6 protein-coding genes and 1 pseudogene are annotated in these 7360 nt (G+C 69.6%); 4 read left to right on the forward strand and 3 right to left on the reverse strand.

What is annotated here, in order from left to right:
- Together G6026_RS12865 and G6026_RS12870 are read right to left on the reverse strand one after the other, a co-directional pair.
- Window positions 1-493, reverse strand: a 493-nt coding sequence (locus G6026_RS12865) for an NUDIX domain-containing protein (RefSeq protein WP_182613403.1), incomplete at its 3' end; no start/stop codon positions are given.
- 117 nt (window positions 494-610) lie between these two features.
- Window positions 611-1489: a hypothetical protein gene (locus G6026_RS12870; RefSeq protein ID WP_182613404.1), complete on the reverse strand. Its 879-nt coding sequence runs from the start codon at window positions 1487-1489 to the stop codon at window positions 611-613.
- A 432-nt stretch (window positions 1490-1921) separates the two neighbouring features.
- On the opposite strand from G6026_RS12870, the gene G6026_RS12875 reads away from it, so the two are divergent.
- The 4 genes from G6026_RS12875 to G6026_RS12890 all read left to right on the forward strand — a co-directional run bounded on the left by G6026_RS12875 (window position 1922) and on the right by G6026_RS12890 (window position 6791).
- Window positions 1922-3373: a hypothetical protein gene (locus tag G6026_RS12875; RefSeq protein WP_182613405.1), complete on the forward strand. Its 1452-nt coding sequence runs from the start codon at window positions 1922-1924 to the stop codon at window positions 3371-3373.
- A gap of 61 nt (window positions 3374-3434) precedes the next feature.
- Window positions 3435-4388, forward strand: coding sequence for a PspA/IM30 family protein (locus tag G6026_RS12880; protein WP_182613406.1), 954 nt, complete (start codon window positions 3435-3437; stop codon window positions 4386-4388).
- Window positions 4389-4525: 137 nt separating this feature from the next.
- Window positions 4526-5035 carry an SRPBCC domain-containing protein gene (locus tag G6026_RS12885; RefSeq protein WP_182613407.1) on the forward strand — a complete coding sequence of 170 codons (510 nt, stop codon included), beginning with the start codon at window positions 4526-4528 and terminating at the stop codon, window positions 5033-5035.
- 211 nt (window positions 5036-5246) lie between these two features.
- Entirely contained in the window at window positions 5247-6791 is a 1545-nt protein-coding gene (locus G6026_RS12890; protein WP_182613408.1) for an HNH endonuclease signature motif containing protein, read from the forward strand.
- Window positions 6792-6823: 32 nt separating this feature from the next.
- Here G6026_RS12890 and G6026_RS17430 read toward each other — a convergent pair.
- A pseudogene (locus G6026_RS17430) lies at window positions 6824-7360 on the reverse strand (NYN domain-containing protein); the annotation flags it as partial.

Consider the following 7360-nt stretch of genomic DNA (forward strand, 5'->3'; position numbering starts at 1 on the left):
TGGCCCGGCTGGACTCGGTGGCGAGCTCGATTCGCGCGCGTTCCTCATCCGCGAGTCCCGCCTCGAGGCGGGCGAGCATGTGGGGACGCATCTCGGGCAGGTCATCGACCCCGAACCAGCGGACGTCTGTGTTCTCGCCATCGGCCGGGCGGGGGTCGCCGTCGAGGTAGGTACAGGCGAAGGTGTGGTCGATGTACTGCGCGCGGTCGCCGTTGGTGTAGGTGACCATCCTGGAGACGCCGATGGACGCGACGCGGTCCACGCGGATGCGGACGTCGGCCTCTTCCCGTGCCTCTCGGACTGCGGTCTCTGCGGGATGTTCGCCAGGATCGACGATGCCGGTCACCGGGGTCCACCAGCCGTTGTCGGCACGTCGAACCAGCAGGACGCGCTCGCCGTGGGGGTCACGGATGACGGCGGTGGCGCCGGCCAGCCAGAGGGGCGCGGTGCCGACGTGGCGGCGTAGTTCCAGGACGAAGTCGGGGACGGACATGGCTCTGAGGGTATCCAGGTCCGGAGAATGCACCGATCCCCGCCGACCGTGTGGTCGGCGGGGATCGGTGGTGTGCTACCCGGACGCTGACTCGGTCAGCGCCGAGGGGTCAGAACGTCAGTTCTGCTCCTCGACGGGCTCGCACTCCTGGCGCTCCATGGAACCGTTGTCCTTGAGGAACTCGATAGCCTCCGGCGGGAGGTTGCATACGAGTCCGACGTTGACGCGCGGGAGCGGCGGCAGGTTGACGCCACCGGAGACGGCGAGGCCGATCGCGATGCCACCCGCGGCGAGCGAGCCCAGGGCGAGGAGGGTCGCGGGATCAACGGACCCGCCACCCGCCTCGGAGCCCTCGATGATCGAGCCGAGGTTGATCTCACCCGAACCGAGCTCCGAGGAACCGGTGAAGATCTCGGCGAGCGAACCCATGTCGTCCGAACCCGCGTCCGAACCGGTGAAGATCTCGGTCAGCGAGCCGGTGTCGAGCGAGTCGGAGTCCGAACCCGTGCCCAGCGACGCCGGATCAAGCGAATCGGTGCCGAGCGAGTCGGAGTCCGAACCCGTGCCCAGCGAATCGCTGAGGGAGCCCAGCTCCTCGGAACCCGAAGCCGAACCGGTGGCGATGGAATCGATGAGCGCGGTCAGCGAGCCGGTGTCGAGCGAGTCGGAGTCCGAACCCGTGCCCAGCGACGCCGGATCAAGCGAATCGGTGCCGAGCGAGTCGGAGTCCGAACCCGTGCCCAGCGACGCCGGATCAAGCGAATCGGTGCCGAGCGAATCGGACACGCCCTCGAGCGAGCCGGTCAGCGGGCCGTCCTCGCCGGCGGAACCGACGAAGAGATCGAGACCGAGGTCGATCGATCCACCGAGGAGCTCGGTCCCGAGCCCCAGGTCGAGAAGCGCGCTGCCCTCTTGCGCGTTGGCGACACCCGGCATGGTGCCGAGCGCGAGTCCGGAGGCCGCGATGACGGCGATCATCCGCTTGGAGTTCTTCATAGGAACTGCCTTCCTGTTCGTTGGTGACAATCCAGCGACCCGGGTTCTCCCCCTCGTCGCCCGGTCCAGCGCTCGGCCAAGGGGCCGCTCACCGTCGGATCGTGTCATCACCCTATCGAGCAATTTTCTGGACTTGTTACAAGAAGTCTCGTTCAGGCACAGCTAATACCCAGCCGGGCGCGGGCGCGAAGTCCGCACGATTCGGGCAATGAGTGCTGCTAAAGGCCCCATAGCGCCCTACTACCTCGACTTATGTGAACCTTAATAAGTGAATTGAAGCTTATACAGAATCACCGCGCCGCCTGTTTAGTGACGTTGATCACTTTTAACCTTCGATTGCCTGACTCGTCGTCAACACGTCGACGCGCAGGCTCAGACGTGGCTAAATGTGAGGTTGACCTCGCATAAATCCATCCCCGATCCAGGAGCGATATGACACCCAACAGCAGCGGAGTTCAGTTCCCCGCCGACCCATCCGGAAACCGCTCGTCCGGACGGCTGGCCAAGCAGGTGGTCGCAGACGCGCTCGCCACCGTGGACCCGGCCGCGAGTGAGCGGGTCCACCGGATCAAGGACTGGCGCAAGGGGTACATCCAGCCCTTCACCGAGCTGGTCGGTGTGGGCGTCGCCGATGCGGAGGCCTGGGACGGGGTGGCCCGGGCCGCGCTCGAGTCACTCCAGTCCAGAATGGTGGGCGTTCACGAGGTCGAAGGCCAGATGGTCGAGACCCCGATGAAGGACTACCTCGCCGTCGTCGCGTCGCAGTCCACCCCGGGGACCGAGACGGTCCAGGGCACGGCTGCCCCCGCCACAGAGTTGTCCATCCCCTACCGCGGCGAGGAACTGACCGGCGCGGTGCTCCGAACCCGGCTGGACAAGTGGGTGGACGCCGGGGTGATCGAGCCGAGCTGCGCGGACGCTCTCAAGTTGGTCCAGGACAACCCTGAATGGCTCTCGCTGCCGGGCCGAGCGGTGCTCGTGCTCGGCCTGGGGTCCGAGATGGGGCCCGCCGCCCGGCTGCTGAGGTGGGGCGCCGACATCCTGGGCGTCGACCTCCCCTCCAGCCCGGTGTGGGACCGGTTCCGCGAGAGGGCCGCGGAGTTCGCGGGACGGATCCACTTCCCCACCGGCGAGGACGGACGGCCGGGGATCGACCTGCTCACCCAGCTGCCGGAACTCGTCGCGTGGGCCCGGGCGGCCGCACCGGCCCCGCTCACCGTGGGCAGCTACTTCTACGCGGACGGCGGGACCCACGTGCAGCTCTCCTCCGCGGCCGACGCCCTGGTCGTCGACCTGCTGAAGGACGGGACCGCCGACGCCCTGGCCTACCTGGCCACCCCGATGGACACCTTCGTGGTGCCCGCCGACGTCAGGAAGGCCTCGGACGCGGCACTGAGGGCCCGCAAGGCCACGGACATCAAGAGGATCATCGGCGCCCTGACCGGCCAGAAGGTCTTCCACCGGAACTACGAGAAGGGCAGCGGGCCCGCGGTGCACGACGCCCTCGTGCCCCAGCAGGGTCCCAACTACACGCTGGCCAAGCGGGTGCAGCGGTGGCGCGCCACCACCGCGTTCGCAGACGGGCACACCGTCTCCGTCAACGTGGCCCCTGCCACCGACACCCGCTCGGTCACCAAGAACAAGATCCTCGCGGCTACGTACAAGGGGGCGCACGCGTTCGGCATCGAGATCTTCGAACCGGCCACCTCGTCCGCCCTTCTCGCGGCACTACTGGTCCACGACCTCAACGTCGGTCGACCGGACGTCGGGGTGCAGTGGGAACACGAGTCGCACGGGGCCGCCTCGGGAGGCCTGTGGCGTCAGCCCTACCTGCCCCGTACCGCGCTGCCGGTGGCCGCGCTGCTCGGTACCGTCAAGAGGTAGGAACACGCCACGGGTCGGCCTTCCGGCCCGCGCCCTCGGTGCCGACAGTTAGGACCCCGACATGCCGAACCCGTTCTCCAAGAGCTGGAACTACCTCAAGGCCTCGCTCGACAAGAAGGTCGACGACAACGCGGACCCCAAGATCCTCGTCCGCCAGGCCATGGACAACGCCCGCCAGCAGCACAAGGCGGTGACCGACCAGGCGGCCTCGGTGATCGGGAACGCCAAGCAGCTCGAGATCGCGATGAGCACCAAGTCCCGGCAGCTCGACGAGGTGCAGGGTCAGATCCGGCAGACCCTCCAGGTGGCCGAGTCGGCCCGGGCGGAGGGGGACACGGCCCGCGCCGGCCAGTTCGAGGCGCAGGCCGAGCAGTTGGCCTCGAGGATGGTCACCCTGGAACAGGATCTGGAGAACACCAAGCAGCTGCACGGGCAGGCGGTCCAGGCCGCCGAGCAGGCCAAGCAGGCGGTCAAGGAGTCCGACCAGCGACTGCGGGAGACGCTCGCACAGGAGGACCAGCTGCTCCTCCAGGCCACGCAGGCCGAGATGCAGCACCGCACCGTCGACTCCGTGTCCTCCCTCGAGGGCGTCGGCGGCGGCAACTCGCCCACCTTCGACGAGATCCGGGCCAAGATCGAGGGCCGCTACACCACGGCACTGGGCAAACAGGAACTCGCGGAGGCCACGGGTGCGCCGTCCACCGCTCAGCTCGACGCCGCCACGTTCACCCGCGAGTCGGAGGGTAAGAGCAAGCTCGAGCAGATCCGTGCGTCCATGGGCCTGACCGGCGGCGGCACCGCCGTCGAGGGAGCCGGCCCGGGTGGCGATTCGGACCGTCAGCTGACCGAGGGCGCCGGAACCGACGAGAACACGGAGACATCCGGTGCGACGGAAGCCGCGACGCCCACCGGGCAGGCGGGGTCACCCTCTGCCCCCGTCGACGACTCGGGGACCCCGGAGCCGGGGCCCGCGGATCTCGCCGGACCGACCCTGCCCCGCGACACGAGGGACTGACCCGTTCGCGCTCGCCTGCGGCAGCGACGAGTGCGGAGTGATTCTTTTTCGGTTTCCACGCGGCGGTTCGCGATATTCTGGCTGTCGGCGTCAGGGTGAGCCCGTCCCCGGCGTCGGCCTGATCACCAGGAGACGACATGCCCACACCCACGCCCTCCGGCCGCCTCTCCGATTCGGGAGCGGTCGTGTTCTCCCGCCGCCTGCCCCGGTCCCGTGAGCAGGCGTGGGCCGCCGTCACCGACCCGGCCCGCACTGCCCGGTGGATCGGCCCGTGGTCGGGCGACCCGGCATCCGGCACCGTCCAGCTCACCATGACCGCCGAGGACGGCGATCCGGTGGATGACATGGAGGTGGTCACCTGTGACGCCCCCGGGCTCCTCGTGGTGCGGACCGGGTCAGGTGGGTGGCTGCTCACCGTGAGGATCGAGAGCGACGACGACGAGGGCGGCGAGGGCGGCAAGGCCGTCATCTCCCTGGAACAGTACATCGCGGACGCCGAGTCCGCCGCGTCCATCGGTCCCGGGTGGGAGTACTACCTGGATCGCCTGGTCGAAGCGGAGGCGGGGCGGGATCCGGATGCCCTGCACTTCGAACCGGACTACTACCCCGGCCTCGCGGAGTACTACCGGGACCTGGTGGGCCGCTGAGCGGCCTGCGCCGCCTCGCTGGGCATCACACCTCGCTCCGCTCCCTCCCGTTTCTCCCACCCCCGTCGCCATCGCTGACGCCGCCGCCCCCGCCCGCCCCGGACGCGTCAGTGGCATCAGTCCTGGTCAGGATGCCATGTCGTACCCCGTTGCTAGTGTTGCGCTATCGAACACACGAGCGATTGCCGGGCTGCCGGGAAGGGGGACGCGGATGCCGACAGCACACGGTTCGGGGATAGCAGCGGCCGGGCTGGCCGCCCTCGACGCTCTCCGCGCCGAGAACCGCGCTGCCGCAGCCCGCCTGCAGGCCTGTCACGATCTCCTCGCATTGTGCGAGGAAGAGCAGTTCGCCCGCGATGTCGAGGCCGGCTACTTCGACCCCGATGGGCCCCCGCGTCCGCGCGACCACGCCGTGCTGGACCCCTTCGACGTCGCCTGCGCCGAACTGGTCGCCACCTACGGGGTCCACCATCGCCGCGCTGCGTCGATGCTCACGCTGGCCCGGGATCTCGTCATGGGGTTCCCCGGGATCGTCGAAGCCATGAGGTCCGGCCTCCTGGACGAGCGCACGGCGGTGATGCTCGTCAGGCAGATGCGGACAGTCGACCCCTCCGTGCTGGACGTCGTGCACCGCCTGGTCGTGGACTCGCTGCTCGAGTCCATCGCATCCGGCGAGCGGCCCGGTCGCCACGCGATCCTGGCCAAGACCGACAGCATCATCGCTGCCTTCGACCCGGAGGGCGTCGCCAGACGATGCGCGGCTGCGCGGCACGAGCGCGGAGTCAGCGTCCGTCGCGGGGCGGACGGGATGTCAGAGCTGCGCGCGCACCTCACCTCGACCGAGGCCACCGCGGTCCACGACGCGCTCCAGCACACTGCCGGGGAGCGGCTCGACCGCGAGAAGCAGGCCCGGATCGACGCCGTCCGCAACGGCACCGGGCCGGCGTACGACCCGCACGCCCGCTCCCATCAGCAACACCGGGCGGACGCCCTCGTCGACGCGATCCTCGGCACCGGCGACTGTTCTGACGCCGGAAACTCGGGTCGCTCCGCACCCGCATCCGCCCCGCAGATCAGACCGATCATCACCATCCTGGCCCCTCGCGGTCCGGGCGAGGAGCCGGAGGTGTACGTCCCGCGAAGCGGGCCCGCGTCGATCGACGCGTTGATCGCTCTGCTGGCCCGCAGCGTCGGGGCCCAGATCTCCGTCCCCGATCCCGAGGCAGGGTCCGCGGACTCGACCGACGGTGCGCGCCGCTACCGGATCAGCGCCGAGCTGGCCCGCCGGATCCGTTTACGCGACGGAACCTGCCGCCACCCCGGATGTTCGGTCCCGGCCGAGGACTGCGACGTGGACCATGTCGTGCCCTTCGACCACTCCGATCCCGGCGGTGGCGGTCAGACCGTCGAGGCCAATCTCATGTGCCTCTGCCGGCGCCACCACAGGTTCAAGACCTTCCACACCTGGTACTACCAGCTCCTGCGCGACGGAACGCTGACCATCGTCACGGAGAGTGGTTACACCATCACGACTCTCCCAGACGGACCACTGGCGAAGTGGCGGGACCTGACCCGCAACGGGTTCGACACGCTGCCCGGCCCCGGTTCCGCGGAGCGACCCTGGCTCCGGCCCCGGCCTCTCAGCACACACTGGTATCGACGGGCGTGCCGCATTGCCGCCCGGCGCCGCGAGAACGTCGCGGCGTCACGGGGCGACGGGCCGGATGTCGACGACCGCGATCCCCCGCCCTTCTGAACCCCGGCCCTGACGTCCTCGTCCCGCCCGGGTCAGCGATGCTTGAGCAGGACCGCGCGGATCCCCTCATGGAATCCGTCGCGCAGACGAACCCGCTGCGCCTCGGTCAGGGTGAACTCGTTGAGCATCTGACACGCGAACTGCAGCAGCGGGCGGTCCACCGCAGGCGGGAGCACTCCCCCGGAGAGCAGGTGGGCCTGATCGCGCTGCTCCTCGGTCGCGGCCTGTTCATACCACCAGGTCGCATACTGCTGGCCCACGTCGAACGGCGTCTGCTCGCCGGACGAGGTCCACACCTCCTCCGACAGCGGAACGAACTTGGACCGCAGCGGACGGCGGTGGGGCGCCATCATCGACGGACTCGGACGCGAGGACCCGTTGGACGGGGCGCCCGGCGTCGAGGCCTCCGCCTGAGGCCGGCCCGGGGACGGCGATGGGGGTCGGTCGCCCCCGGGCTCCGCTACGGGTTCCGTGGCCACCGGCTCCGACCCGGGGCCCGACCTCACCCCACGCTCGGCGATCGCCGCGCAGTCCTGTGCGTCGGCCGCCAGCTCCTCCGCATCGGCAGA

This window comes from Dietzia sp. DQ11-38-2 (assembly GCF_014145055.1).
Taxonomy (GTDB): Bacteria; Actinomycetota; Actinomycetes; order Mycobacteriales; family Mycobacteriaceae; genus Dietzia.